26 protein-coding genes are annotated in these 26405 nt (G+C 32.9%); 7 read left to right on the top strand and 19 right to left on the bottom strand.

Annotation, left to right across the window (positions count from 1 at the left end):
• The first annotated feature begins 29 nt into the window (after positions 1–29).
• Together BKM63_RS02565 and BKM63_RS02560 are read left to right on the top strand one after the other, a co-directional pair.
• A complete protein-coding gene (locus BKM63_RS02565; protein ID WP_071635117.1) occupies positions 30–1418 on the top strand; it encodes a DUF4153 domain-containing protein in 1389 nt (462 codons plus the stop codon).
• Positions 1419–1559: 141 nt separating this feature from the next.
• On the top strand, positions 1560–3467 hold the full coding sequence (locus tag BKM63_RS02560; RefSeq protein ID WP_071635116.1) for a PQQ-binding-like beta-propeller repeat protein: 1908 nt from the start codon (positions 1560–1562) through the stop codon (positions 3465–3467).
• Positions 3468–3532: 65 nt separating this feature from the next.
• Here the strand turns inward: BKM63_RS02560 and rluF are convergent, their stop codons facing one another.
• The 5 genes from rluF to BKM63_RS02535 form a co-directional block, all read right to left on the bottom strand.
• Positions 3533–4357 carry a 23S rRNA pseudouridine(2604) synthase RluF gene (gene rluF / locus BKM63_RS02555; protein WP_071635115.1) on the bottom strand — a complete coding sequence of 275 codons (825 nt, stop codon included), beginning with the start codon at positions 4355–4357 and terminating at the stop codon, positions 3533–3535.
• Between the two features lie 97 nt (positions 4358–4454).
• Positions 4455–4799, bottom strand: a complete 345-nt coding sequence (locus tag BKM63_RS02550) for an antibiotic biosynthesis monooxygenase family protein (RefSeq protein WP_071635114.1) — start codon at positions 4797–4799, stop codon at positions 4455–4457.
• A gap of 66 nt (positions 4800–4865) precedes the next feature.
• A complete protein-coding gene (locus BKM63_RS02545) occupies positions 4866–5729 on the bottom strand; it encodes an alpha/beta fold hydrolase (RefSeq protein ID WP_071635113.1) in 864 nt (287 codons plus the stop codon).
• Positions 5730–5869: 140 nt separating this feature from the next.
• Entirely contained in the window at positions 5870–6649 is a 780-nt protein-coding gene (locus tag BKM63_RS02540) for a zinc ribbon domain-containing protein (protein ID WP_071635112.1), read from the bottom strand.
• A 3-nt stretch (positions 6650–6652) separates the two neighbouring features.
• Positions 6653–7747: a Nif3-like dinuclear metal center hexameric protein gene (locus BKM63_RS02535; protein ID WP_071635111.1), complete on the bottom strand. Its 1095-nt coding sequence runs from the start codon at positions 7745–7747 to the stop codon at positions 6653–6655.
• A gap of 93 nt (positions 7748–7840) precedes the next feature.
• Between BKM63_RS02535 and lpxK the strand changes: the two genes are divergently transcribed.
• The gene (lpxK, locus tag BKM63_RS02530; RefSeq protein WP_071635110.1) at positions 7841–8857 is read left to right on the top strand and encodes a tetraacyldisaccharide 4'-kinase; all 1017 of its coding nucleotides are present in this window, start codon (positions 7841–7843) and stop codon (positions 8855–8857) included.
• 17 nt (positions 8858–8874) lie between these two features.
• Here lpxK and BKM63_RS02525 read toward each other — a convergent pair whose 3' ends face one another.
• From BKM63_RS02525 to lipA, 3 genes are all read right to left on the bottom strand, one after another.
• Positions 8875–11046, bottom strand: a complete 2172-nt coding sequence (locus BKM63_RS02525; RefSeq protein WP_071635109.1) for a tetratricopeptide repeat-containing hybrid sensor histidine kinase/response regulator — start codon at positions 11044–11046, stop codon at positions 8875–8877.
• A 27-nt stretch (positions 11047–11073) separates the two neighbouring features.
• Positions 11074–12072: a type I glyceraldehyde-3-phosphate dehydrogenase gene (gap, locus tag BKM63_RS02520; protein WP_071635108.1), complete on the bottom strand. Its 999-nt coding sequence runs from the start codon at positions 12070–12072 to the stop codon at positions 11074–11076.
• Positions 12073–12144: 72 nt separating this feature from the next.
• Entirely contained in the window at positions 12145–13011 is an 867-nt protein-coding gene (gene lipA / locus BKM63_RS02515) for a lipoyl synthase (protein ID WP_071635107.1), read from the bottom strand.
• A gap of 330 nt (positions 13012–13341) precedes the next feature.
• Between lipA and BKM63_RS02510 the strand changes: the two genes are divergently transcribed.
• Positions 13342–14217: a M48 family metalloprotease gene (locus BKM63_RS02510; protein WP_071635106.1), complete on the top strand. Its 876-nt coding sequence runs from the start codon at positions 13342–13344 to the stop codon at positions 14215–14217.
• Between the two features lie 60 nt (positions 14218–14277).
• Here the strand turns inward: BKM63_RS02510 and BKM63_RS02505 are convergent, their stop codons facing one another.
• The 11 genes from BKM63_RS02505 to recF all read right to left on the bottom strand — a co-directional run bounded on the left by BKM63_RS02505 (position 14278) and on the right by recF (position 23663).
• Entirely contained in the window at positions 14278–14658 is a 381-nt protein-coding gene (locus tag BKM63_RS02505) for a PH domain-containing protein (protein WP_071635105.1), read from the bottom strand.
• A 68-nt stretch (positions 14659–14726) separates the two neighbouring features.
• On the bottom strand, positions 14727–15458 hold the full coding sequence (locus BKM63_RS02500) for a DUF4184 family protein (RefSeq protein WP_071635104.1): 732 nt from the start codon (positions 15456–15458) through the stop codon (positions 14727–14729).
• A 94-nt stretch (positions 15459–15552) separates the two neighbouring features.
• Positions 15553–16380 carry an energy transducer TonB gene (locus tag BKM63_RS02495; protein WP_071635103.1) on the bottom strand — a complete coding sequence of 276 codons (828 nt, stop codon included), beginning with the start codon at positions 16378–16380 and terminating at the stop codon, positions 15553–15555.
• A gap of 154 nt (positions 16381–16534) precedes the next feature.
• Positions 16535–17086: an RNA polymerase sigma factor gene (locus BKM63_RS02490; RefSeq protein ID WP_071635102.1), complete on the bottom strand. Its 552-nt coding sequence runs from the start codon at positions 17084–17086 to the stop codon at positions 16535–16537.
• Entirely contained in the window at positions 17077–18183 is a 1107-nt protein-coding gene (locus BKM63_RS02485; RefSeq protein WP_071635101.1) for a glycosyltransferase, read from the bottom strand. Before BKM63_RS02485 ends, BKM63_RS02490 begins: the two co-directional genes overlap by 10 nt.
• Positions 18184–18267: 84 nt before the next feature.
• Positions 18268–18882: an FMN-binding negative transcriptional regulator gene (locus BKM63_RS02480; RefSeq protein ID WP_071635100.1), complete on the bottom strand. Its 615-nt coding sequence runs from the start codon at positions 18880–18882 to the stop codon at positions 18268–18270.
• Between the two features lie 13 nt (positions 18883–18895).
• On the bottom strand, positions 18896–19354 hold the full coding sequence (locus BKM63_RS02475) for a GNAT family N-acetyltransferase (RefSeq protein WP_071635099.1): 459 nt from the start codon (positions 19352–19354) through the stop codon (positions 18896–18898).
• Positions 19355–19479: 125 nt separating this feature from the next.
• Positions 19480–20493, bottom strand: coding sequence for a UDP-N-acetylmuramate dehydrogenase (gene murB / locus BKM63_RS02470; protein ID WP_071635098.1), 1014 nt, complete (start codon positions 20491–20493; stop codon positions 19480–19482).
• A 136-nt stretch (positions 20494–20629) separates the two neighbouring features.
• Positions 20630–21676 (bottom strand): glycosyltransferase, encoded by a 1047-nt coding sequence (locus BKM63_RS02465; RefSeq protein WP_071635097.1) that lies wholly within the window; start codon positions 21674–21676, stop codon positions 20630–20632.
• 79 nt (positions 21677–21755) lie between these two features.
• Positions 21756–22430 carry a DUF2461 domain-containing protein gene (locus tag BKM63_RS02460; RefSeq protein ID WP_071635096.1) on the bottom strand — a complete coding sequence of 225 codons (675 nt, stop codon included), beginning with the start codon at positions 22428–22430 and terminating at the stop codon, positions 21756–21758.
• 153 nt (positions 22431–22583) lie between these two features.
• Complete coding sequence (gene recF, locus BKM63_RS02455) at positions 22584–23663, bottom strand: DNA replication/repair protein RecF (RefSeq protein WP_071635095.1); 1080 nt, start codon at positions 23661–23663, stop codon at positions 22584–22586.
• Between the two features lie 385 nt (positions 23664–24048).
• Between recF and BKM63_RS02450 the strand changes: the two genes are divergently transcribed.
• The 3 genes from BKM63_RS02450 (at position 24049) to BKM63_RS02440 (ending at position 26319) form a co-directional block, all read left to right on the top strand.
• A complete protein-coding gene (locus tag BKM63_RS02450) occupies positions 24049–24828 on the top strand; it encodes a tetratricopeptide repeat protein (protein WP_071635094.1) in 780 nt (259 codons plus the stop codon).
• Between the two features lie 93 nt (positions 24829–24921).
• On the top strand, positions 24922–25494 hold the full coding sequence (ribH, locus tag BKM63_RS02445) for a 6,7-dimethyl-8-ribityllumazine synthase (protein WP_071635093.1): 573 nt from the start codon (positions 24922–24924) through the stop codon (positions 25492–25494).
• Positions 25495–25635: 141 nt separating this feature from the next.
• Positions 25636–26319 carry a DUF6624 domain-containing protein gene (locus BKM63_RS02440; protein ID WP_071635092.1) on the top strand — a complete coding sequence of 228 codons (684 nt, stop codon included), beginning with the start codon at positions 25636–25638 and terminating at the stop codon, positions 26317–26319.
• Positions 26320–26405: the final 86 nt, after the last annotated feature.

Here is a 26405-nt window from a genome sequence, read left to right as displayed (position 1 = left end):
AAATACAAAGTACTTTTAAAAATTAAATCATGAAAAAACATCAAATTATTTTAGCCTGCACGGTGGTATTTACCTTGCTTTTTTACAACGAAGTTCCAGGAGTTAATCTCGCAATTTTTGGAGTAATACTAACGCTTTTAATTAGTTACTTCTTTCAGGAAAAGTTTGTCGACAGATCACATTTGGTTTTAGTTGTAACTTCTATCTTGTCTTGTTTTGCTTTTGCGTGGTACGGAGATGCTGCTTCCTTTTTTGCTTTAGCCTTATCAATTTTGTTTTTACAGTTTAAAACTCAGGATGGAGAGCTCAAAATCATACAGATATTTCCGCTAATATTCTTAAACGCATTTGCATCATTAGGACGCGTTTTCATTTTTAAGCAATGGCTTCCGGAACGTAAAATTCATAACGATTTTGCCAAAAAATTAGTTGCGTTTGTTGTTATTCCGCTAATATTTTTAGGACTGTTTTTTATTGTTTATTCTTTCGGAAGTAATCATTTCTCATCACTTTTTACAGATTACACTTTAGATATCGATATTTTCCAGCTAATCCTAATTAGTATACTTGGCTTTTACGTTTCATTTAGTTTCTGGAATTATTGGGTTCCGGATGCTTGTTACGAGTTTAATCCAAAACTAAACAATGAGTTCAGTACTATTTCTGAAATTAAAAATCAAAATACGTTTTCATTCCTCGATATTGACTTTGAAAGAAAAAGCGGCGAAATTACTTTGCTGCTACTAAATGTTATGCTTTTAATTTTCATCGGAACTTATAATTACGAACAGTTTTTTGAAGTAGTTGAAAAAACAAACTTAAGCGCAGATACTCACGAACGTGTAAACGCTGTTATTTTTTCAATTTTGATGGCAGTTGGGGTAATCTTATTTTACTTTAAAGGCGGTTTTAATTTTGATGAAAAAGCATCAGCATTAAAAAAACTTGCAAAAACATGGATTACACTAAATGTAATTTTAATTATAAGCGCGATAATTAAAAACTCAGAATATGTTTCGTTTTTCGGATTAACATATAAACGTCTTGGAGTGTATGCTTTTTTAATTCTTGCTATTATAGGTTTAGTATATTCTTTCCTTAAAATTACAAAACAAAAAACCAATGCATATCTGGTGAATCAATTGGTTTGGTATTTCTATGCCACGATTCTTTTGTGCAGTTATGTGAATTGGGGAAACCTGATTACAAATTATAATATTGCTGTAAATAAGGGTGTTGAGCTTGAATTTTTAAGCGGATTAAATTTTAACGATGAGGCTCGCAGGGCTTATTCCGCAAAGAATCATTTAAAAGGCAAATACATTGAAATGTATAGAGAAGAATTGATTAAAAATTATCAAAATAATTCTTTTTTGTCAAAAGCGTTATATTATGATTTTCTTGAAGTTAGGCCATAAAACGAATAAAAAATCTTTATAAAAAATTAATTTATTTTTATAAAGATTTTTTTTACTAACCCGCTTGCTAATTAATTTCTATTATAGGATATTTGCTGTCAAATTGTTAAAAATAATATAAAATTTAACCTGCAGAAAACTATGAAAAAAATTACTATGATTCTTTTTTTAATATTCGCCGGATTCACTGGTTTTGCCCAGAGAGCTGCTGACGAAGTTTTAAAAATGAATTCGAAAATCGAAGATTTAATGCAAAACCCAATTACCGGAGTTATTGTCGTTAAAGAAGGAAATGTCGTAAAGGGAATTAACCCTGAAACAAAAGCTGAAGCATGGAGTTTTGATGCAGATAAGACTGTTGGTCAAAGTACTACGCTTGAGGCGTTAAGTAAATTAGATACAGATAATTTATTTGCAAGCAAAAGAATTTTAAAAAACATCGATGGTACGCCATACGTTGAAGCTTTAGTAAACTACAAAACAGTTTTAATTAATACTATTGATGGAAAAGTAGTTTACAATTCTGCTAATTATAAATACACTGTTTTTAACAGTCAATTTTTATATGGAGAAAACCAATATTTAGTAAAAGGTGCTGAAAATGGAAAAGTTATCGCGTCATTAATTGACCTGAATACAGGAGATGTGCTTTGGAAAACAGAACAAGGAGATGCAAAAAGTGCATTTGCTTCAATGTTTACTTTCAAATCAAACTTTTCTAATGAAGCTGAAATAAGTGATACTACAATTTACTCTCTTTATATGGGTAAATTATCTGCTATCGATAGAAATACAGGTGCTTTAAAATGGGTTGGAGAATTAGAATATACTAAAGTGTTTCCAACGCAAAACAATAAAAACTTAGTTGTAATTAACAGTAAAGGATTAATTTCTTTCAAACAATATTTAAATGTTTTAGATGCTGAAACCGGAAAACCAATCTGGGAAGATGCAATCAAAACAAAATACATTGTTTATTTAGAAGACTGGGGAGATAAAATCCTGGTAGCTCACAACAGCGGATTCAACTTTTATAACTTAAAAGATGGTACTAAAGTTTGGAAAAAAGATGCTCGCGGCGACGGATTGAAAAAAGTAATTTCTATTGATGGTGATTATTTATATGTTGCCGAAAATGAAATGATGCTTATTGACAAAGACGGTCAGAAAAAATGGAAGAGCTTCATCGAAATCTCTGATGATAAAGAAGATGCAATTAACTACTTAGGTAAAGTTGATGACAAAGTTTTATACTTAACCGCTACTTATGGTAATATGGTAGATTATAAAACGGGTAAAAAATTATGGAGAGGAAACTTGAAATTTAATCCAAAACGTCCTTTATTAAATGTTTTTGACGAAGAAAACAATCAATTCTTAGTTTATAATGACGAAGAGCTTTTCAAATTCAATACTACTGTAAAAGATAAGCCAGATGCATTTGCAAAAGTGAATATCAAGAAAGAAAAAGAATTAAACTCTATTGAATTGTTTACATGGGGTGTTGCTCTTTCAGGACCTACAGAAGTTATGGGAGTAAGTAAAGAAGGTAAAGTTTTATACCACAAAATCTATACACAGCCAGGTGATGGAGGAAGAGCTTGGGGACAAGCTTTAGCTACTGCAGGATCTATTGGTTTAGGGGTTTCTGCAGGATATAATGCAGCAGTAGGATCTGAGTGGAGAATGGTTTACATTGATCCGGCAACAGGACAAGAAACGGGTTCTTCTGTTATCAAGAAACAAAATGACAAACAATTAAACAGAGCAGCAAAACAAGCAGCAGGATCTGCGATGTTAGCTGATGCTTCTAAAAGATTTTCACAACGTTTTGATGCAATGAGACAAAGCCGTGATTTCTCTTATATTTTTGCTAAAGATGAAGCAACACAACAAAAAGTGTTAGTTAAAGTGAGAAAAGATGACGGAACGGAATTAGACAAAATCTTATTCGAAAATATGCGTCCAATCTACGAAGTAGATTTTGCAACGCAGTCTGTTTATTACATCTACGAAAACGAATTAAGAATTTTCAATAAGAAAATCTAATTCATAATCTGATAAAAGTAAAAAGGCGTATTGAAAATCAATACGCCTTTTTTTATGAGTAAAAACTAGTAATCTCCTTTTTTCTTAAATCGGGGATCGTGTTTTGAGATGAATTCTGTTCTTCTGCTTGAAGGTTTATTTGGAGTTTCTACTTTTGGTAAACTTGCTTCTTCTGTTTTACTCGACGGTTCAATTAAAAGATTTAATTCTTTTATTTCAGCATCTGTTAAATCGCGATAACGTCCAACCGGAACATCCAATGAAATATTGATAATACGAATGCGTTTAAGCGCTGTAACTTCATAACCTAAATACTCCGCCATTCTTCTAATCTGACGGTTTAATCCTTGTGTCAGAATGATTTTGAAAGTGTATTTGCTGATTTGCTCGACTTTACATTTCTTGGTAACGGTATCTAAAATTGGAACACCATTTCCCATTCGCTGAATAAAACGATCCGTGATAGGTTTGTTTACGGTAACCGTATATTCTTTTTCGTGATTGTTTCTGGCGCGCAAAATTTTGTTTACAATATCGCCGTCATTCGTCATAAAAATTAATCCTTCACTCGCTTTATCCAATCTTCCAATAGGAAAAATTCGTTTAGGGTAATTAATATAATCAACAATATTATTTCGAACTTCTAAATTAGTTGTGCATTCAATGCCCACCGGTTTGTTAAACGCCAGATAAACCATTTTTTCATGCTTTTCCACGATTAATTTCCCGTCTATGCGTACTTCATCATCCGGTGAAACTTTGGTTCCCATTTCCGGCACTACGCCATTTATTGTTACGCGTCCTTCTTCAATTAATTTATCGGCTTCACGACGAGAACAATAGCCGGTTTCTCCAATAAATTTATTAAGACGTTTTAAATTCTCTTCCATACTGCAAAAGTAGGCAAAAAAACTATTTTAGAGTTTAGATTGTAGATTTTAGATTTTTGAGAAGAATCTTTGTCCCTATGTTTTTTTAGAACTTTACTCAGTCATGAAAAATAGAACTATCTTCCGGAGTTTCTTTTCTTTCAAACATTCCATAATCGCGAACAACAGCTGCAATTCGTAAATGATAATCTTTGAAAATCCCATTTCTTCCTTTTGACTGTGCGTGACGATGCATTTCAAGATTTCGCCATTGCTGAATACTTTCTTCATCTTTCCAAAAAGATAATGATAAAATTTTTCCTGGATCATTCAAACTCTGAAATCTTTCTATAGAAATAAAACCTTCGATAGTATTTAACTCAGGGCGAAGGCTGGCTGCAATATCCAGATATTCATCTTTTTTTCCTTCGTTTGGAATAACTTCAAAAATTACGGCGATCATAATAATTTTGGATTTTAGATTTTGAGATTTGAAATATCGTGTAAAAGTATAAACCTTTGTTTCCTGTTACTTTGAATCTTCTGAAGCAAACAAAAAATCAATTACTTGCTGGTATAATTCATCATCATGCATTCCGTGCCCTAAACCATTTGTTTCGATAAATTTGCTGTTTTTCCAGTTGCTTGCTATTTTTTTTCCTTCCTCAAAAGCGACAATCTTGTCTGAAGTATCGTGAGCAACAAAACCAGGAATAGTAAATTCAGACGCAAACTTTTGTCCTGAGAAATCTTCTAGTTTAAAGTTAAAACGATCTGCAAATTTACTTTCTAAAAGAGAAAACATTTTGGTGTTCAGACTTAACATCGAAATATAATTGTCAATCAGGGTTTTTAAATCTGAAGGCGCTCCCAGAATTACCATTTTGTTTATACTCGTATTTGGAAATAAATATTGATGGTATACACAGGCTGCGCCGCCAATAGAGTGTCCAATAATAATTTCAGGCTGATATTTTTCTACTGCTTTATTGATAAATTCGGCATAAAGAGGTACATTAAATTCCCGGCCGCTGCTTTGTCCGTGGGCGGGTGCATCAATAGCAATAATGGTACTTCCTGATTTTTGAAGATGAGGTAAAGTTTTTTTCCAGCGTGCGGCGTTGCTTTCCCAGCCGTGAACCAAAAGTATTTTGGTCTCGTTACCTTTCCAGATGTAGGTTTGAAAATGATGTTCGTTATGATGAAAGATTTCCGTTTCGGTGTTTTTTAAAACTTTCGGAAGTGTTTCTTTTTGCAGTCTTCCAACTCTTGGCTGACTAAAAAGTGCATAAGAAAGTTCCATAGCTTTTTGCGGACGAACATAGCTTAAAAAGTTAATGTATGATCCAACCGATTTTAATGTAATAAAGCGAATTCCTTTTTTAATTCCCAAAACTTAAATTTTATTTTTAGTAAAGGTAAAAAAATATGACTTTATACCTGCCGAAAAATATTTTGCCACAGATTAAAATCATTTTAATCTGTGGCAAAACAGTATGTAAAAAAAAGTCCCGATTAAATCGGGACCGTTTATTAGAATTTTGAGAACAATTGTTCCATTTTTTCTTTTTCTTCTTCAGCTAAAGCGCTGTCAACTAAAATTCTTCCAGAGTGCTCATCAGTAATGATTTTCTTTCTAGAAGCAATTTCAACCTGTGTTTGCGGTGGAATTGTAAAGAAAGATCCTGCAGAAGCTCCTCTTTCGATAGAAACTACAGCCAATCCGTTACGAACACTGCTTCTGATTCTGTTGTAAGCAGCTAATAATCTTTCTTCGATTTGCCCTGCAAATTCAGCAGATTTCTCAGATAAGAAGATTTCTTCTTTTTGAGTTTCAGCCATAATTGCATCTAACTCAGATTTTTTATGTTTTAAATGAGAGCTTTTAGCGTCAAGTTTTTCTTTTAAGTTAGAAATAACTTCTTTTTTATGCTCGATAGAAGCTTTCATTTCTTTGATTTGCTTTTCAGCTAACTGAATTTCTAATTCTTGAAATTCAACTTCTTTTGTCAAAGAATTAAATTCTCTGTTGTTACGAACTGATTCTTGTTGTTTTGTGTATTTCTTGATAACCTCTTTATGCTCCTCAATAGCAATTTTCTTTGCTTTGATTTGCTCCTCAATCACTTCAAGTTCACCTTTCAGTTTTTCTGAACGAGTGCTCAAACCTGCAACTTCATCTTCTAAATCTTCAACCTCTAAAGGAAGTTCTCCTCTAACGTTTCTGATTTCGTCAATTCTAGAGTCAATAAGCTGTAAATCATATATTGCTCTTAACTTGTCCTCAACACTTAATTCTTTCGTATTCGTCATATTCTATAAGTACTTAACTGGATTTGTATTTTCTTCCGATAAAATGATCGCAAAATTAAGAATTTTTTTTCGAAGATAATCAACAATATAGTTTTTTGTATAGCGTTCGCTCTCAAAATGACCAATATCGGCTAAAAGTAACTGGTTTTCTGCTTCATAGAATTGGTGATACTTCAAATCGGCAGTCAAAAAAGCATCGGCTCCAGCCTGAATTGCATTCTTGATAGCAAAACTTCCTGAACCGCCCAAAACGGCTACCTTTTTTATTTTTTTTCCTAAAAAAGCAGAATGACGAATGCCGCGCGCAATCATGATGTCTTTTACATACAAAAGAAACTCTTTTTCGTCCATTTCAGTTTCTATTTCACCTATCATCCCCAAACCAATATTTTGATGCGAATTCTTCAAATCGTAGATTTCATAAGCCACTTCTTCATAAATATGATTAGTTAAAAGAGCTTTTAAAATTCTGGATTGCAAATGTTTTTCAAAAATAACTTCGATTTTTATTTCGGTTCCGGTATGCAGTTTTCCTTTTTCTCCAATTACAGGATTACTTTTTTCGTTTCCTTTAAAAGTAAAAAATCCTTCTGAATTAAAACTGCAGTTGTCATAGTTTCCAATAGTTCCCGCACCTGCTTCGAACATTGCATTTCTAACTTTGTCTGCATTATCAGGAACGGTGTAAGTAACTAATTTTTGAAGAAACTGCTGTTTCGGAATTAAAACTTTGGTATTGATTAAGCCCAAAGCATTGCAGAAGATTTTATTAACACCTTCGGAGTGATTATCCAAAGCGGTGTGAACGGCATAAATTGCGATGTCATTTTTAATTGCTTTTAAAATTGCACGTTCGACATAATTTTTGCCGGTTATTTTTTTAATTCCCGAGAATAGAATGGGATGAAAGCAAACAATCAAATTGCATTTTTTTGCTATTGCTTCGTCAACCACATTTTCGAGAGCATCATGACAAACCAGGATTCCGGTGCTGTTTGTGTCCGGATTTCCAACCAAAAGTCCAACATTATCAAAATCTTCGGCATAGGCAAGAGGAGCCATTTCTTCTAGTACGGTAATTATATCTTTGATTTTCATTTTAGTTTTGTTTCAGGTTTCAAGTTTCAGGTTTTCTTGATGTGCAGGTTGAAACTTTAAACAAATTAACGAAAAAAATTATACTTTCGTAAAATGAACTTACTTCGTAAAATACTTTTCCCTTTCGCCCTTTTATACGGATTCATTACAAGCATGCGTAATTTTTTGTTTGATAAAGGAATTCTAAAATCAACTTCATTTAATGTCCCGGTTATTGCGGTTGGAAATTTAAGTGTAGGCGGTACAGGAAAAACACCTCAAATTGAATATCTGATTCGATTATTATCTGATAAATATAAAGTGGCGACCTTAAGCCGTGGATATAAGCGAAAGTCTGAAGGTTTTGTTTTGGCCGATCAAAATTCAAATGCCGAAATTCTGGGGGATGAACCTTTTCAGTTTTATCAAAAATTCCCAAACGTTCAGGTCGCTGTAGATGCTAATCGTACAAACGGAATAACGCAGCTGTTTTCGCAGAAAGAAAAGCCGCAAGTTGTTTTATTAGATGATGCTTATCAGCACCGAAAAGTAAAAGCGGGTTATTATATTTTACTGACTTCTTATGATGATTTGTATGCAGATGATTTTATGCTGCCAACAGGAAACTTAAGAGAAAGCCGAAGCGGTGCAGACAGGGCAAATATTGTAGTTGTTACCAAATGTCCGAAGCATTTGTCTGAAGAAAAACAAGCTGAGATTCGATTGAAATTAAAGTTAAGCTGCTCTCAGCAAATCTTTTTTACTTTTATAGATTATGATACTGTAATTTATGGTAAAAGTGAAAAAATAATGGTTGAAGAAATTAAATCAGAATCAAAACTGCTTCTGGCCGGAATTGCAAAACCAAAACCATTTTTTGATTATCTGAAAAATGAAAACGATGAATGTTTAACATTCCCGGATCATCATCACTTTTCTGATACCGATTTAGATGCTATTCAGAATAAAGCAAATGGAAGAAAAATAATTACTACCGAGAAAGATTATGTTCGTTTAAAAGACTCGAAATTGGTTTCGCAATTGTATTATCTTCCTATTCAAAGCACATTCATCAATCATCAGCAAAATTTTGACGTTTCGATTTTAGAATACATTAAACTAAATTCTTAACAACTTAGAATCTTAGTTTAATCAAAGAATTTGGCAATAGTACTGTAAAATTCGTCTGGAACAAAAGGTTTTGTAATTACATCATTCATTCCAAAAGATATAAGCATATCCCTGTTTTCGTCAAGTGAAATAGCGGTCAGTGCAATAATTGGAGTAGTTTTATCAAATTCTCTAATTTGCTGTGTTGCTGTAGTTCCGTTAATTCCAGGCAAATGAACATCCATTAAAATCATATCAAAACGCTTCACTTTTAAAAGTTCCACTGCCTCTTCGCCGTTATCGATAATTTCACACGAAATTGCTTTGTTTTCCAGCATTTTACGCGTAATCATCTGGTTGATCTTATTATCTTCAATCAGCAAAATAGATTTGTGCTGTAATTGTTTATCATTGTATGGTTTTTCTTCTGTAACTGCTTCCAACGGTTCGTTATTAATTTTAAAATTTAATTTGAAAGTAAAAGTAGATCCTTTGCCCACTTCGCTTTTTAATTTGATTTCGCCACCTAAAAGTTCAATTAACTTTTTAACAATCGTAAGCCCTAAGCCTGTTCCTCCGTATTTACGGTTTACTTCGATAGAACCTTGAGAGAAACTTTCAAATACGGTTTGTAATTTGTCTTCTGGAATACCAATTCCGGTATCAACTATTTCAAAATAAACAGTTGCATTTTCATCTTCTTCGGCGTATAGTTTTGCAATAACATTTACATGTCCGTTTTGAGTAAATTTTAAAGCATTATTAATTAAGTTTAATATAATTTGAGATAACTTCGTTGGGTCGCCAATTAAATTATCCGGTATTGCTTCGTCAATTTCAAGGTTAAAGTAGTTTTTGTTGGCAGTGGCCAGTTCTTTTAAAGATCCTTGAATATTAAATAGTAATTCTTTTAAATTGAAGCTGATATTTTCTATTTCTACTTTTGTAGAATCAATTTTATTAATTTCAAGAATTTCGTTAATAAAAGTAGTAAGGTAATTTCCGGAGAATTTCAGCGATTCTAAATACTTTAATTGTGTTTTTTTAGGATTGTCTTCAAGCAGTAAATGCGTAATTCCGTTAATCGCGTTTAAAGGCGTTCTAAGTTCATGACTTACTGTTGAGAGGAATTCAGATCTTGCTTTTGAAGCTTTTTCGGCTTTGTTTTTTGCCAGAATTAGCTCTTTGTTTTTTTCTCTTAAAAGCAAATTATTCTGATTACGAATAATATTGTTTTTGTATAAAGCCAAACTCAAAAGAGATAAAATAGAAATTAAGGCAATAGCTAAAATACTGACTAATTTAGAATAGCGATAAGTTTTTAGCTGAATTTTTTCTTCGCTTTCTCTCTTAAGAGTGTTGTTTAGAGTCTGATTTTTTTTGAATTTTTGAAATTCATTAAAATCAATTTTGGCATTTTTTAGTTTTAAAATATAATTTTCTAACTGATAATGTTCGTCCAGGTAGGAATAGGCGAGGTCGTAATTTTTGTTTTGTTTGTAAAACCGGCTTACTGCCAGAATAATTTTTGATTTTTGGGCAAGATCGTTTGTTTTTGCATTGTAATCTAAAGCCTTGTCAAAATAAATCATAGCAGAATCATTCCGCTTTAACTGTGTTTCAATTAATCCGAGCTGATAATAAGATTTGATTTTTGTTTTTAAAACCGCAGGATTATCTGGTGTTTTGATGATTTTTTGAAAAGTTTTAGCGGCGAGGCCAAAATTCTTATTCGATTTGAATGCCATTGCTTTCTGAAAATTAAGAATTTCAGAACTATCAACAACGCCAAGCTCTTTTAGAAGTTTTTGAGCTTTTTCGTAATAGATATCGGCCGTCTTGTAATCGCCTTGAGCGGTATTAACAGCACCAATATAATGAAGGGCTAAGATTTTTGTGCAGGTTGGTTTTACACTGTCAAAAGAAGCGACGCTTTTGTGAAAGTTTTTTAATGCTTCATCGTACTTCCGCTGATTATAATAAATTTTACCAAGTTTAAAAGTTTGGTTGGCTAAATCTTCAGGAATGTGGTTGGTTTCGCAAAAATCAATTGATTTTTTGGTTAAAAGAACCGCTTCATTGTATTCTTTACTATTCAGTTTTTTGTTTGCCAGTTTGTTATAATAGGAAATACTATCTGTATTCTGTTTGGTTTGAGAATACAAAAATGAATTTAAAAAACAAACAACAAATAAAAGATAGTACTTCATGTATGACTGTGCATTTACAATGAATTCTTATGTTTTTCTCATCAGTAAAATCAAATCTATTAATCTTGATGAATAGCCAATTTCGTTATCGTACCAGCCTACTACTTTTACCATTTTGTCGATGACAGAAGTGAGTTGAGCGTCGAATAAACACGAATGTGTATTGCCAATTATATCAACAGAAACGATAGGATCTTCTGTGTAATCTAATATTCCTTTTAAATTTGTTTTTGAGGCTTTTTGAAATGCAATGTTAATTTCTTCAATAGTAACAGCACGCTTAACATTGAACGTGATATCTGTCAATGAACCATCTGGAACCGGGACACGAATGCCGCAACCTCCGATTTTTTCATGCAATTTAGGAAAAATTTTTGTTAATGCCTTAGCTGCACCTGTAGTTGTTGGAACAATTGACTGACTTGCGCCTCTGGCTCTGCGCAAATCCTTATGCGGCTGGTCATGAAGACTTTGGTCTGTTGTGTAAGAATGTATTGTTGTAATGTAAGCTTGTTCAATTCCGCATAATTCTTCAATGATTTTTATCATCGGCGCAGCGTTGTTTGTGGTACAGCTTGCATTAGAAACAATATTTTCTGTTCCGTCCAATATATGTTCATTTACTCCAAGAACTACTGTTTTTATACTATCAACTTCTGATGGGGCAGAGAGTATTACTTTTTTTGCTCCTGCTTCAATATGCGCATTAAGCTCTTCGTGTGTTTTGTATTTTCCGGTCGATTCAATTACAAAATCAATTGTCTGGCTTTTCCAGTCTAGATTTGAAATACTTTTTTCATGAAAAAATAAAAAATGTCTGCCGTCTACAATAATTCCTTTTTCATCAAAGCTTACCTGAAAAGGCAGAACTCCATGTATACTGTCGTATTTTATTAAATGCGACATCGTTTTATTATCTGCAATATCATTAATTGCAATAACTTCAATTTCAGGGTGGTTTAGAAGAAGACGAAATAAATTTCGGCCAATTCTTCCAAAACCATTAATAGCAACTCTTGTTTTCAATTTTTTGTTGATTCGTTTGACCGTTTAATCGTTTAATCGGTTTGACAATTAAACGATTAAACGATAAACTTTTTATAAAATATGTTTTTGTGCTTTGTATGAAGAACGAACAAGAGGCCCGCTTTCTACATGACGGAAACCTAATTCAATACCAAACTTCTCGTATCTTGCAAATTGTTCTGGTGTTATAAATTCTTTTACCGGCAGATGTTTTTTAGTTGGCTGCAGATATTGTCCAATAGTAACAACATCAACATTTGCATTACGTAAATCAGTCATGGTTTGAAAAACTTCTTCTTCAGTTTCTCCAAGTCCAAGCATAATTCCGGATTTGGTTCTGTTAATTCCTTTTTCTTTCAAATAACGTAAAACCTCCAGACTGCGATCGTATTTTGCCTGAATACGAACTTCACGAGTTAAACGGCGAACCGTTTCAACGTTATGTGAAACCACTTCAGGATTTGCCTCAACAATTCGGTCAATATTTCTTTCTATTCCTTGAAAGTCCGGGATTAAAGTTTCAAGAGTGGTATTTGGGTTCATTCTGCGAATTGCTCTAACAGTTTCCATCCAAATAATAGAACCGCCATCTTTTAAGTCATCTCTGTCTACACTTGTAATTACGGCATGTTTAATGTTCATAATTTTGATAGAACGTGCTACTTTCTCGGGTTCATCCCAGTCTACAGTTTCCGGTCTTCCGGTTTTAACACCGCAAAAACCGCAGGAACGTGTACAAACGTTTCCTAAAATCATAAAAGTAGCTGTACCTTCTCCCCAGCATTCTCCCATATTAGGGCAGCTTCCTGAGGTGCAAATAGTATTTAAGCTGTATTTGTCTACTAAACCACGAAGTTCAGTATATTTTTGTCCAATTGGTAGTTTTACCTTCAACCATTTCGGTTTTGCAGGTGGTATGTTTTCAATGACTGTTTCCATATATCATAAATCAGAATACAAAGATACGGAATGTTGTTTATTTGAGGATTTGTTTAAAGCTTATTTTGATGATTAAAAGATTAGTTCTTAATAAAACCTATTGTGAATTGTTTGGTTAAGAAGTTAAAATACTGGGTTTTGATTATCAAAATCAATTTAAAATAGGATTTCTTTTTGTTTGTTAGAATTTTTAATACTAATTACAATGATCGCCTGATTATTACTCATTTAATTTTTATATCTTTAATTGTTAAAAAATAAACCTATAAGAGCTTATTTTGAAGTTTTAATTGTAATACATTTGGTGTTAAATTGTAATATTATTTAAAGATGAAAAAGAAATTTATCGTATTAGGAGTTTTGTTTACCGCTTTTGGTTTTACAAAAATGAATGCACAGATTAATTTTGGGGAAAAAGCGATAGGAGCGGTTCAAAAAGGTGTAACAGCTTTTACTTTAACAAATGCCGATGCGGTAGCGCTTTCAAAAGAAGCCGTGGCGAAATTAGATACTGAAAATGAAGTGGCAGGTCCAACTGATGGCTACACTTTAAGATTAAATAGGGTCTTTGGAAAACATACAGCAGGTGATGGTTTTACTTTAAACTATAAAGTTTACAAAGTAAAAGAAGTAAATGCTTTTGCGACAGCCGATGGAAGTGTGCGTGTATATTCAGGCTTAATGGATATCATGGATGATAATGAACTGCTGGCAGTAATTGGGCATGAAATTGGCCACGTTGCCAATAATGATTCAAGAGATGCAATGCGCGCTGCGTACCAAAAAGAAGCTTTAATTGATGGCGCAGCTTCACAATCGACTAAAATTTCGGCAGTAACAGACAGTCAGTTAGGGAAAATAGGAAGCGCTTTAATTGATAGTAAACACAGCCGTAAACAAGAAACAGAAGCAGATGTTTACTCCTATAACTTCTTGAAGAAAAACGGATACAATGTTAACGCTGAAGAATCTGCGTTTAGAATTCTGGCCAAAATGAGCGAAGGTGCAGAAGCTTCTTTTATAGATCAAATGATGAGTTCACATCCTGATTCTAAGAAAAGAGCTGATGATGCCAGAGCAAGAGCAGAAAAAGATGGTTTGTATAAACCATACGTGCAGCAAAAAATTGACAATACAGTTCCAAAAGCGACAACAACAAAAAAAGCTGCAACTACAAAGAAAACTACGACTACAAAGAAAAAATAGTCTTTATAAATAAAAAAGCGGGTGAATTTAGATTTGCCCGCTTTTTTTTATTCTTTTAAATTAACCTAAAACGTGATGTGCCAAAACTTTTTGAACATCATATACATTTACAGATTTATTAAATTGCTTTACAATACTTGGATTTATTTCGCTCGAAACCCAGATTTTTAATTCAGCGTCAAGATCAAAAGTTCCTGCAGTTTCGACACTGAAACGTGTTATGCTTTTGTAAGCAATCGATTTATATTCTGTTTTACTTCCTGTTAATCCTTGCACATCAACCAGAATTAGTCTTTTGTTAGTAAAAATGAAAGTGTCGCGGATTAGTTTAAAACCCATTTCAATTTGTTCATTGTCAGTCAATAACTGACCGTATTTTTTAAGTAAATCTTCTTGGCTTACAGTTCCTGCATTGCCCATAAGAGCTGAAAATATTCCCATTTTTAATGTTTTTAGTAATTAAATGCTTTTGTTTTTAATGAATGTAAAAGTAATTGATTTTGTTAATTTTAACTATCACTTTTAAATTTAAAAAGAAGCGGAATCAATATTAAAGCAAATAAAAATGAAGATATTGCAGAAACGACGATATGCCCATATTCTTTTATTGTAAGTCCAATTGTAAAACGAAAACTAAAGATTATTATTGATAATGATAAAACTGAAAACCAATAATTTTTGTTTGTTGAATTTTTGAGAATATTGCTTTTTGGAAGTTTCGAAATTGAAAATAAAATAATTGCGGCTCCTATTAAAGAGCTAAAATGCTGCGCTAATTTTAATAACGGAACTTTTTTTTCAAATATTAAGATTGGCTCTTTCAGTTCGGGAATGTGATTTACAAAATAACCATGGTCATGAGTGAAGCTATCCCAGAATAAATGAGAAGCTGTTCCGATAAGAATTGAAATTAGTACGACAATCCAGTTTTGTATAAAATAAGTATTCCAATTAAATGTGATAAAAGGCTGAAATCTTGACTTAATACAATTGGGTAGATTTTCAAACAATTGATTTCTTACGATGTTGTGAAAAATAAAAGAAAGAAGTAAAGCCAGCGGTAAATCAAACCAGAGTATTCCGGCAATAGTATGACTGTAATTACTTTGAACTTTCATTCTGATGAAATATTCAAAATCAGGTGTCATACTGCCAATAATAAGACCAGTAAATGAAAACCATTTTTTTGGTAAATATTTTAAAGGTAAAACTATGGCAGGATGAGAAAAAGTGAATGGCATTTATGTGTTAATTAATGGAAAAATAATTTCTTTATAAAGATATAAGATTAATTAAGACATAAAAAAAGCAGAACCTAAGTTCTGCTTTCTTCTTTTATTCAGCTTCTGTTTTTATTGTTATTGGAAGATTGTAAGCAGTTCTAACTGCTTTCCCGTCTAATATTCCGGGAGTCCATTTTGTTTTTAGTGATTTTAAAACTCTAATTGCTTCTTTTCCCATTCCAAAACCTGGATCGTTTTTAACTACAATGTCAGTCATTGTACCGTCTTTTTCAATTACAAACGAAACGTAAACTCTTAAAGTTCTTTCGGCATCCAAATCTGGTTTAGTAAAATTGTTGCCTACATAAGTATAAAACTTATTAATACCGCCTGGAAATTCCGGAAGTTTGTCTAATATTCCTGAATTTACAGGTTCATTAGAAGGAATTACTTCAGTTGTTGCTGTTCCGCCGCCACCGCCATTTGAAGGCAGTACATTTGTAGCAGTTCCAGTCCCGGTTGTGTTTTCTACAACAGGAGTGTTTTGTGTGTTTGTGGCAATTTCGACAACAGCTTCTTCGGTACGTGTTACTACAGGATTTGTAAGCTGAGCAGCTGTTATTGGTGCCGCTGCAGCTGCCTCTTGAACAGGAGGAGTAATAGGCTCAGCTGTTGGAGGTTTTACCTTTGTATCTATGTCCACAACCGTTATAGTTGGGTCATAAATTACTGGCTCAGTTTCTACGGGATCATGCGTACTAAATTTATTAATCAGCATCGATACACTTCCGAAGGCCGTTATTAATAACAATGCTATAAACAGTGCTGTAACGGTTGTTTTAGGATTTTCCTGGCGAAGTTGGTACGCTCCGTACTCTTTGTTTTTGTTTTCGAAAACAAGATCGGTCCACTTGTTTTCATAGATGCTTAATTTAGACATGATTTTTGGGTTTTAAGGTTAAGTAACTTTAAATCATACGCGAAAGAGAATTGGTTTTAGCAAACAACGTAGAAGTTGTTGTTTTAGTGTGTGAATAATAAGTTTTTTAAGATAAAATATGATTATATCGTATTCTTTTCTTAAAGATAATAAATTATCTATTACGATTGATGATTTCGGCTAATAATTTTTTAGCACGTAATAATTTTACTTTTACATTGCTTAAAGGCTCATCAATTTTAGCTGCAATTTCCTGATAAGACATTTCCTGAAAATAGCGAAGCTGTATTACTTCCTGATAATGGGGTTTTAATTCTTTGATGCATAAAAGCAGGCGGGAAAGGTTCTGCTCTTTAATTAAAGCATCTTCTGCAGAGGGAGTAGTGTCGGCAATATTATATGCCTGTTGGTCTTCAGTGTCGGTTATTTCTATAAAAAGACTGGTTTTCTTTTTACGTAATAAATCAATGTACACGTTTTTTGCAATAGCAATCAGCCAGGTATTAAACTGAAATTCGGGGTTATAAGAAGCTATTTTGTCAAATGCTTTCGAAAAAGTTTCAATGGTAATATCTTCGGCTGTAGTTTCGTTTTCTGTGCGTTTAAGCATAAAGCCATAAACTTCATTCCAGTAATAATCTAATAAAAAAGTAAAGGCGACTTGGTCACCTTTTTTTGCTTTTTCTATTTTAGAATTTATTTCCAATATACAGGTTTTGAAAAGATATTAGTTATAAAGATATTAATTTGCGTTAATATAAGCGCAATTTCTATAACAGGAAACCAAATTTTAAGATCATTTTCTTTTAATTTCCCTGCAGAAAATCCAACTACAGTCCAAGCTACAGTATAGCGTGTTGCTAAAATTGCGACTACAGCAATCCATTCAAATTGAAAAGCCAGTAAAATAATAACTGTTAAAAAGAAAAATAATTGTGAGCAGAAAAAAAGTCCCAATTGAAATTTATCAAAAAACTTATAATGTTCTGCTGTAGAAATATGTCTTCTTTTTTGGGTAAACCAATCTTTAAAAGATTCTTTAGGTTTAGAATAAGTAAAACTTTCCGGAGTATACGATATGGTAGTATTCGATTTGTTTGCGGCTTCATTTATAAATAAATCATCGTCGCCTGAACGAACCTGAATATGATTAATAAAACCGTTTACATTAAAAAACTCCTCTTTTTTATAAGCTAAATTACGTCCGACTCCCATATACGGAAATCCGGCTCTGGCCCATGAAAAATATTGAACAGCAGTTAAAACTGTTTCAAAACGAATTATTTTATTTAAGAAAGAACGTTCTCTTTTTTCATATCCGCCGTAGCCCAGAACAATTGTTTTGTTCATCGTAAATTGAGAAGTCATTGCAGTAATCCAGTCTTTTGAAGTAGGATAACAATCTGCATCAGTAAATAATAAATAATCTTTTTTTGCGGCTTTGATTCCTAAAGTTAAAGCGTATTTTTTATTTCCCCAGAAGGCTTCGTTATTTTCAACTTTAACCAGACGTATGTTTGGATATTGTTTTTCAAATTCTTCAAAAACTTCCAAAGTTTCATCGCTGGAAGCGTCATCAATAAGAACAATTTCAAAATCAGGATAATTTTGTTCTGCCAAAAGCGGTATAAATTTCTTTACATTTTCTTCTTCATTTTTTGCGCAGACAATTACCGAAACAGGAATGTTTTTTTGTGTAATCTCTTGAGGTTTGGCAAAAGCAAACTTTCCAAAAATTCCTAAATAGTAGAAAAGTTGAATAAAAACAATAGCAATAAAAAAGTAAAATAAAGTAATAAGCATATGATTTTAATGTCTGTTAATACTTGAATTTTTGCGAGAACAAAGGTAGTTATGAATTACTAATTTTCAATGTTTAATGCCAATTTACTTTCGGCATTTTGACATTTCTTTTGCAACAGCAATAGACTGAGGGTTTTCGGTTTTTTGTAATTCCGAAATTATATTTTGGTAATTGTGATCATCGCGGTTTTGAGAGAGTTTTTTTGTGGCCTGAATTTCATCAATTTCGATTTCAAAACCAAAAATCCCTCTGGCTTCACGCATTGTTTTTGCTGATAAATTTTCAACTCGAACAGGATTCTCAGAATTAGCTTCGTATTTATCTACCAGTTTTTTAAGTTGTTCTACCGAAGTGTCATAATCGACAATTTTAATTCTTCCGTAAACATGTACGGCTATATAATTCCATGTTGGCACATTTTCATGATCATACCAGGAAGATGAAATATAACTATGCGGGCCAGTAAAAACAGCCAAAACCTGATCATTTTCGGCAAAACCTTCAGCCTGCGGATTCAGTTTAGAGATATGACCTTCTAAAATTTCTTTTCCCTCGGCAGTAATTCCTAATTCTATCGGAATATGTGTTGCGCATAACTTTCCGTTTGTCTGGTTAATCAGGATTCCAAAACTATTTTCTTTCAAAAAAGTTCTTATCGATTCCGGATCTTCGTTTTTGTATAATTCTGGTGTGTACATTATAAATGTGATTTTATATCAAAGATTTTCCAAGACAAATAGCTTCTGGTCTATCTATATATTTTCCGTAATTCGGAATTACGTTATAATTTTGCTTTTGATAAAAAAGAACAGCTTCTTGATTTTTTACTCTTGTTTCTAAAACCAATTCTTTGTACCCAATTTCTTTTGCTTTATTTTCTAAAAAAGCCAGAATTGTTTTTCCGATTTTCCTGCCTGGAAATTTTGAATACATTCGTTTTACTTCTCCAATATTTTCATCAATCGGCCTGATGGCGCCGCAACCTGCAATTTCATTGTTGATTACAGCTGTAACAAATACAAAATTTAAATTGTCGTTTTGCCAATCCTGAAAAGAATTCTTTCCATCACTTCCAAAACGAAGGTAAAGATTTGAAGACAATTCTTCGAGAATTGTCAGAACTTTTTCATCGTTTGGATCAGCTTTTTGAATCAAAATATTCTCGCTCATTTTTTACCGTATAAAGATCATTCTTATTGCTATGTTACATCGAACGGAATCTAGATGTTTTTCAGTGTAAAAGGACTTCGATTTCGCTCAGTCTGACAGAAATAATAATTCTTGTAAATCGTGTTTTAAATCACATTAACTTCAGCTTCAATATGGATTCCAAACATGTCAAAAACAGTTTTCTGAACCTCTTTTGAAACAGCTAAAATTTCCTGGCCAGTTGCATTTCCATAATTCACCAGAACCAAAGCCTGATTTTTATGAACTCCGGCATCGCCAAAACGTTTTCCTTTAAAACCGGCCTGCTCGATTAACCACCCAGCTGGAACTTTTACTTCGGTTTCTGAAACTTCGTAAAATTTCATTTCAGGGAATTTTTGATGAATTTTCTCGAAATCAGATTTTAGTAAAATAGGATTTTTAAAGAAACTACCGCTGTTTCCTAATTCTTTCGGATCTGGTAATTTACTTTGTCTGATAGCGATTACAGCATTACTGACATCTTTTAGAGTTGGTTCAGTAATATTATTTTTCGCTAATTCTGCCAAAATATCTCCGTAAGAAGTATTGATTTTATGATTGCGTTTCGTTAGTTTAAAAACAACCGACGTAATAATATATTGGTCTTTTGCTTCATGTTTGAAAATGCTTTCGCGATAGCCAAAATTACATTCAGCATTAGTAAAAGTTTTCATTTCCTGAGTTTCGATATCCATCGCTTCGCAAGAAACAAAAGTGTCTTTAATCTCAGTTCCGTAAGCGCCAATATTTTGAACTGGAGTTGTACCCACATTTCCCGGAATCAGCGACATATTTTCTAATCCTCCAAAATTATTGTCAATAGTATAAAGAACGAAATCGTGCCAGGTTTCTCCGGCCTGACTTTCAACCCAGACAAAATCTTCATCTTCTTTAATTGTTTTTTTACCTTTTAAATCAATATGAATTACCAGAGCATCAATATCTTTAGTCAAAAGCATATTGCTTCCGCCGCCTAAAATAAATTTTTTCTCGTTTTTGTTTGTTGACAAAATAGTTTTCAATTCGGAAATTGAATGAACGGCAACGAATTTTTTAGCACTGGCTTCAATGCCAAAAGTATTGTAGTTTTTTAAAGAAAAATTGGATTGGATTTCCATAAATAAAAGGCTTTTAAATCTGAGTTCAAAAGTAAGGATTATAATTTTTTTCTAACCGCAAAGTTCGCAAAGTTTTACGCGATGAATGCAAAGCTTAGCGAACTTTGAGAAAAACGTAGTGTTCTTTGCGGTTAAACTATTGCAGAGAATCCAGTAACTCATGATACTTCTCCGCAATAATTTTCATATTAATATTATAATTAGCATTTTCTTCCACAAATTTTCTATTTCGGATAATTGCTTCGTTTCTAGATTCAGGATTTTCAAAAGACCAAATCAATTCTTTTGCCAGCATTTCAATGTTGTCAATTTCAATTAATTGTCCGTTTTCGCGATGTGCAATCCAGCTTTGATTTCCTGGAATTTCAGAAACTATAGGGTAACAATTACAAGCCATTGCTTCAAACAAAGATGCCGAAACGCCTTCTGTAATTGGCATGCTGATATAAATATTTGATTGCTGTAATAATTTTGGGAGTTCCGTATTTGGAATTCTTCCTGTAAATATCACTTTATTTTCGATTTGTAATTCTTTTGCCAAATCTTTTAGGAATTGCAAACGCGTTCCGTCGCCAACAATTGTCAAAGAAAAATCAATTTCTTTTTGGTGTAAAATTGCAAAAGCTTTTAAAATAGAATCGTGTCGATATTCTGGCATTAAAGAGCGTGTTACAATCGCTTCAATTTTGTTTGAATTATTTATGGAAGAAGTAAAAAGCGACAAATCAATTCCTTTTGGGAGAACTAGAACTTTATCCATATCAACTCCAGATGCTTTCATGTGAATTGCCATAACAGGTCCCCAAGCGTGAATTAAATGCGCTTTTTTGAAAGCGTATTTTTGGATGAATTTCTTAAAAGGATACAATTTAGATTCCTCCGGCCATAAATCGGTTCGGCCTTGCTGTGCGATTGCGATAGTTTTTGAGCCTGATATTGCAGCAAGAAAACCATAACTAGTCGTTCTTTCGGCAATTACCATGTCTGGTTTTTCTTTTCGGATTGTTTTTCGAATAGAAGCGGGAGCCAAGAAATATTCTAAAATTCGTTTGAATCTGTAATTATTTGATGTTTGAAGTTCCCAGGTAATGATTTCAAAATCGCCAAATTCTTTCAGTCCTTTCATCCAGGTTATAGCATCGGCGCGGTAAGATTCTCCAAGAAAAAGTATTTTTCTTTTCATTAGGTAAATGAATTTTTTCGCCGCGAATTTCACAAATTAATTCGTGTCAATTCGTGAAATTCGTGTCGATTTATCTGTTTTATTCTTCAGTTTCTAAAGCGCGGTTTATGAATTCGTTCAAAGGTTTTAAAGCAATGAGTTTTTTACTCATCTTTGAAACGAAATCTTTTTGAGTCACTTCTGCAATATCATATTTTTGAGTTGCTGTAAAACTTTTCAATTTTAAAAAATCAATGGCCGGATGGTCTTTCTCATAACCTCTCGGTGGATTTTTAAGTGAGTTGGTTTCGTTTACATCTAAGCTTCCGAATTCTTTTTTGAAGTTTTTATCGGCCAAAATAGCTTCTAAATCATCATGGAAGAAAGCAATTTCTTTACGTACTTTTTTCAAATCTTCTGCTTCGGGCGAATAAAAGCCGCCGGCAATAAAACTCGCGCCTTTTTCGATATGAACATAATATCCGGCGCGGTTCGCACCTTTAGCTCCGGTTGACATCCAAACGCCTAAATGTGCTTTATAAGGAGATTTATCTTTAGAAAAACGAATATCGCGATTGATTCTAAAAGTACAGTTTTTAACTTCTAACAATTCTAAAGAAGGATCAAGCGGTTTCATCACATCGAGAAAATCGCTTACTAATTGATGGTAATCTTTTTTGAAGATTTCATATCGTTTTTTATTGTCCTGAAACCAGTCTCTGTTATTGTTCTTTTTTAAATCGTCTAAAAATTGCAATGATTCTTTCGTTAGCATATTTTGTTTTTTTATTGCAGTTGATTTGTTTTTCGCTAATTACACGAATTTACGCTAATTTTTAATTATTTATGACGCAGCTTTGACAAAGTTCAAAACTTTGTTAAAGCTTTAATTTGTGAAAATTAGTGTAATTCGCGGCAAAACTAAAAATCACAAATTAAATATCTTATAGGTCTGATGTGTTGATTTTACAATCGCTTCGGTTCTTTCCGGATGTGTATCAGAAATAAAAAGCTGTCCAAAGGTTTCGCTGTTTACCATTTCTACAATTTTAGCCACTCGGGTTTCGTCTAATTTGTCAAAAATGTCATCAAATAATAAAATAGGTTTTACGCCGCTTTGTTTTTTCAGGAATTCAAACTGTGCGAGTTTCAAGGCAATCAAAAAAGATTTTTGCTGTCCCTGCGATCCGAATTTCTTTATGGGATGTGAATCTATTTCAAAAGACAAATCATCTTTATGAATTCCTGAAGTTGTATAATGAAGCGCCCGGTCTTTATTGATGTTTTCCTGTAAAAGCGTTAATAAATCTTTTTCAAATAAATGACTTTCGTAAACCAGCTGCACCGATTCTTCGGAACCTGTTATGGCCTGATGATGTGTATTAAATATAGGTATAAACTGTTCCAGGAAATCTTTTCTCTTTTCAAAAATCGATTTTCCGTATTCGTTTAACTGTTCATTATATATAGATAAGGTGTCGTTGTCGAAAGTATGATTGAGAGCGAAGTATTTTAAAAGTGCATTTCGCTGTACAATTACTTTTTGATATTGTATAAGCTGATGCAGGTAGGTCGAATCTAATTGCGAAATTACGCTGTCCATGAATTTACGGCGCGTTTCGCTTCCTTCTATAATCAAATCACGATCTGCAGGTGAAATAATGACCAGCGGAATAAAACCAATATGATCTGAAAATTTATCATAGGCTTTTCCGTTTCTTTTTAAAACCTTTTTTTGTCCTTTTTTTAAACTGCACACTACTTGCTCAGTTCTGTCATTTTTTTCTAATTCGGCATCAATTACAAAAAACTCTTCACCATGTTTGATATTTTGAACGGCAAGCGGATTAAAATAACTTTTTCCATAAGCCAAATGATAAATGGCATCCAGTACATTGGTTTTTCCAATTCCGTTTTTGCCAACAAAACAATTAATCTTGATATCGAAATCAAAACTGGCTTCGGCGAAATTTTTATAATTGAATAAAGAAAGTTTGTTTAAATGCATTTTTTAAGAGACTCTAAAAAGGAAAAATTTGATGGTTTCTAATAAAAATTTTTGATTTTTTTTGTTTGTCACAGATTTAAAATGATTAGAAAGATTTTTTACTGCCCCTTTTTAACCTGTGTTAATCTGCGAAATCTACGGCCAAAACCAAGCTTTAACTTATAAAAGTATGATTTGAAATCACCAAGAATTTGAGGCTGTAAAATTATCTAATTTTATTGATATAAAAGGCTTTTGCGATGTTTCAAGTTGATTTATTTTACCACTGACGCGAAAGGAGTTAGCTTTATTGAAAATATTTTTTTTAAAATAGTGATAAATTTGATTTTTTTTACCTCAGTTTCAATAAAAATTTTATTTTTGCCGTTCACTAAATTAATTTTAAATGGCTACTTACAATAAAAGAGGATATAAAGCACCAAAAGAGAAGGAAGTTAAAGAAGTAAATGAAGAACAACAGGTAGTAATTGATGAAAAAGACAGCACAACAGCTGGTGTTTTTTCGAAATTAGATGAAACGGCTTCAAAAACGGAGGATTGGGTTGCTAAAAATCAAAAAATCATTATTGGTTTAGTTGCTGGTATTGCAGTTGCTACTATTGGATATTTGGCTTACCAAAAATTTATCGAAGCTCCTAAACAAGACGAAGCTGCAAACGAAATGTTTGTTGCACAACAAAACTTTCAAAAAGCGGTAGACGGTGTAGCAAGTGATTCATTATATAAATTAGCTTTAAACGGATCTGAAGGTAAATTTGGATTTGTGAAGATTGCTGACGAATATTCTGGAACTGATGCCGGAAATTTAGCAAACTACTATGCTGGTATGGCATATTTAAATACAGGTAAATTTGATGACGCTATTAAATATTTAGGCGAATTCAAATCTGATGATTTAATTTTAGGTGCTTTGGCAAAAGGCGCTATTGGAGATGCTTACTCTCAAAAGAATAATCAAAAAGAAGCTTTAAGCTATTATGTAAAAGCGGCTGAATCAAATAAAAATGATTTTACAACGCCTCGTTTCCTATTAAAAGCAGCTAAAACGGCTTTGGCTTTAGGTCAAAAAGAAGATGCTTTAAAATATTTAAATGATATTAAAGATAACTTCGATGCAACTCCAGAAGCTGGTTCTGTTGATGCTTTGATTGGATTAGCGCAATAAAAATTTTAGACTTTAGATTTAAGATTGTAGATTTGTATTTAAGAATTTATTCCGAGGCTTCGGGATTAAAATAAAAAATCTAAAATATTAAAGATGGCTACCGAAAATAAAAATTTATCAGAATACGATAAAACTACGATCCCAAATGCGAAAGACTTTCGATTTGGGATTGTTGTTTCTGAATGGAATGAGATTATAACAGAAGGACTTTATAATGGGGCTTTTGAAGCCTTGGTTGATTGCGATGTTCCCGCTCAGCAAATTATCCGCTGGAATGTTCCGGGAAGTTTTGAATTGATTTACGGAGCAAAAAAAATGCTGCAAACACAAAATGTCGATGCTGTTATCGTAATTGGGTGTGTAATTCAGGGAGAAACAAAACATTTTGATTTTGTTTGCGAAGGCGTAACTCAGGGAATTAAAGATTTGAATGTTCAAACTGATATTCCGGTTATCTTTTGTGTTTTAACAGATAACAATATGCAGCAGTCTATTGACAGAAGCGGTGGTGCTCACGGAAACAAAGGAACCGAAGCTGCAATCGCTGCAATAAAAATGGCATATATTCGTCAACAGGCGTCTATTTCGCATCCGTTTAATCAGCCGTTATTGTCTTCAGGTGCGCTTCAAATTGAAGAAACGCCGATAAAAATCGATAAAGAATAAAACACATTTGTTTTAATAATATTAAAACCTGCACTGTGTAAAAATAGTGCAGGTTTTTTTTGTGCTTTTTTTGTGATTACTCTAACACTAAGTAAGCCGAATAATGTGCTAATTTTAAAACTAAATATTAATCGTTATTCTATGAAAAAACAATTACTTCTTTTTGTGTTCGTTTTTATTTCCAGTTTGGTTCATTCTCAAAACAGTCTTAATCTTAAATTAAAATCAGAATTAGATGAGATCTTAAAATCAGATCAAATTCTGAGAGAATATTTAGATTATGATACGTCTAAAGAGCGAAAAACGTTTATAATGAAAGAGCTGGGCTACGAAAACGAAGCTTTGTTTAAGGATAATGTAATACCTCTCATGATTAAAAATGATTCTATTAATGTGATGAAGGTCGAAAAAATAATCGCCAGCTATGGTTATCCCGGAAAAAGTCTGGTGGGAGAGCCAACCAATGAAGCGGCCTGGTATGTAATTCAGCACAGTAAAAAAATAGCACAATATTTACCTCTGATAGAAAAAGCGGCAGAGAAAGGTGAAATTCCTTTTACTCGTTTTGCCATGATGCAGGATCGTTATTTAACGCAGCAGGGAAAAGAGCAGATTTACGGAACGCAGGTTCAGGGAAAACAAATTACCAATAAGAATACTGGTTTTAAAGAATTCTTTTATTATGTTTCGCCCATAAAAAATCCTGAAAAAGTAAATGAACTTCGAAAACAGGCTGGTTTTACCACTACAGTCGAAGAAAATGCAGAAAGAATGGAAGTTAAATATCGGGTTTACACGCTGGACGAAATTGCAAAAATGAACTAGGCCTGCTTTTGCAATTACAGCAACCTTTCTGTTTTTTAACCGATTGTGGTTTTTGTTTTTTTTATGATTGCAGATATTCCAAATCC

This window comes from Flavobacterium johnsoniae, from assembly GCF_001879205.1.
In the GTDB taxonomy this organism is placed as follows: Bacteria; Bacteroidota; Bacteroidia; order Flavobacteriales; family Flavobacteriaceae; genus Flavobacterium; species Flavobacterium johnsoniae_A.
The sequence above is the reverse complement of the archived record's forward strand: the minus strand, read 5'-3'. Positions and strand labels throughout refer to the sequence as shown.

Coding starts and splice junctions, on each gene's coding strand:
- murB (WP_071635098.1), bottom strand. CDS start 20,493: ATGGAAATCCAATCCAATTTTTCTTTAAAAAACTACAATACTTTTGGC.
- BKM63_RS02565 (WP_071635117.1), top strand. CDS start 30: ATGAAAAAACATCAAATTATTTTAGCCTGCACGGTGGTATTTACCTTG.
- lipA (WP_071635107.1), bottom strand. CDS start 13,011: ATGGAAACAGTCATTGAAAACATACCACCTGCAAAACCGAAATGGTTG.
- BKM63_RS02550 (WP_071635114.1), bottom strand. CDS start 4,799: ATGATCGCCGTAATTTTTGAAGTTATTCCAAACGAAGGAAAAAAAGAT.
- BKM63_RS02510 (WP_071635106.1), top strand. CDS start 13,342: ATGAAAAAGAAATTTATCGTATTAGGAGTTTTGTTTACCGCTTTTGGT.
- BKM63_RS02560 (WP_071635116.1), top strand. CDS start 1,560: ATGAAAAAAATTACTATGATTCTTTTTTTAATATTCGCCGGATTCACT.
- ribH (WP_071635093.1), top strand. CDS start 24,922: ATGGCTACCGAAAATAAAAATTTATCAGAATACGATAAAACTACGATC.
- BKM63_RS02535 (WP_071635111.1), bottom strand. CDS start 7,747: ATGAAAATCAAAGATATAATTACCGTACTAGAAGAAATGGCTCCTCTT.
- BKM63_RS02500 (WP_071635104.1), bottom strand. CDS start 15,458: ATGCCATTCACTTTTTCTCATCCTGCCATAGTTTTACCTTTAAAATAT.
- BKM63_RS02480 (WP_071635100.1), bottom strand. CDS start 18,882: ATGTACACACCAGAATTATACAAAAACGAAGATCCGGAATCGATAAGA.
- BKM63_RS02525 (WP_071635109.1), bottom strand. CDS start 11,046: ATGAAGTACTATCTTTTATTTGTTGTTTGTTTTTTAAATTCATTTTTG.
- BKM63_RS02460 (WP_071635096.1), bottom strand. CDS start 22,430: ATGCTAACGAAAGAATCATTGCAATTTTTAGACGATTTAAAAAAGAAC.
- BKM63_RS02485 (WP_071635101.1), bottom strand. CDS start 18,183: ATGCTTATTACTTTATTTTACTTTTTTATTGCTATTGTTTTTATTCAA.
- BKM63_RS02440 (WP_071635092.1), top strand. CDS start 25,636: ATGAAAAAACAATTACTTCTTTTTGTGTTCGTTTTTATTTCCAGTTTG.
- BKM63_RS02465 (WP_071635097.1), bottom strand. CDS start 21,676: ATGAAAAGAAAAATACTTTTTCTTGGAGAATCTTACCGCGCCGATGCT.
- BKM63_RS02505 (WP_071635105.1), bottom strand. CDS start 14,658: ATGGGAATATTTTCAGCTCTTATGGGCAATGCAGGAACTGTAAGCCAA.
- BKM63_RS02475 (WP_071635099.1), bottom strand. CDS start 19,354: ATGAGCGAGAATATTTTGATTCAAAAAGCTGATCCAAACGATGAAAAA.
- lpxK (WP_071635110.1), top strand. CDS start 7,841: ATGAACTTACTTCGTAAAATACTTTTCCCTTTCGCCCTTTTATACGGA.
- rluF (WP_071635115.1), bottom strand. CDS start 4,357: ATGGAAGAGAATTTAAAACGTCTTAATAAATTTATTGGAGAAACCGGC.
- BKM63_RS02540 (WP_071635112.1), bottom strand. CDS start 6,649: ATGACGAATACGAAAGAATTAAGTGTTGAGGACAAGTTAAGAGCAATA.
- BKM63_RS02495 (WP_071635103.1), bottom strand. CDS start 16,380: ATGTCTAAATTAAGCATCTATGAAAACAAGTGGACCGATCTTGTTTTC.
- recF (WP_071635095.1), bottom strand. CDS start 23,663: ATGCATTTAAACAAACTTTCTTTATTCAATTATAAAAATTTCGCCGAA.
- BKM63_RS02450 (WP_071635094.1), top strand. CDS start 24,049: ATGGCTACTTACAATAAAAGAGGATATAAAGCACCAAAAGAGAAGGAA.